General features: G+C 67.4%; 1 protein-coding gene. It reads left to right on the forward strand.

Annotation, left to right across the window (positions count from 1 at the left end; all coding sequences use genetic code 11):
- Positions 1–546: hemagglutinin repeat-containing protein (locus H7U20_RS18570; protein WP_199760636.1), on the forward strand; the 546-nt coding region annotated here is incomplete at both ends.

Raw genomic sequence — 546 nt, forward strand, 5'->3', positions numbered from 1 at the left:
GACCCAGGTCGGCAGCCAGATCGCCAGCCTGGGCGGCAACGTCGAGTTGAAGGCAGGCGGCCGGTACACGCAGACGGCCAGCCAGGTCAAGGCACCCGAGGGCGACATCAGCATCGAGGGCAGGGACGTGCTGGTCAACGCCGGCTTCAGCACGACCGACAGCACCGACCACACGACGTATGCCAAGACGGCGATCGGCGGCACGATCAGCGTGCCGATCGTCAACGCGGTGCAGAGCGTCGCGAGCATGGCCTCGGCCGCCAAGACGACGAAGGACGGACGCATGCAGGCGCTGGCCTTGTACAACCTCGACCGCAGCGCGGGAGATCTGGTCGCCGCCGCCGGCGCGATGTCGCAGAACATGATGTCGGGCGTCAAGATCAGCGTCAGCCTGGGCAACACCAAGAGCGAGAGCAACGCCGTGCAGAGCGCCACCGTCGCCGTCGGTTCGACCATCGCGGCCGGCGGCAACGTCAGCATCAAGGCCAGCGGTGGCGGCAAGGACAGCAATATCACCGCCATCGGCAGCGACATCAGCGCCGGCAA

Source organism: Rugamonas violacea, assembly GCF_016461825.1.
Lineage (GTDB): Bacteria > Pseudomonadota > Gammaproteobacteria > Burkholderiales > Burkholderiaceae_D > Rugamonas.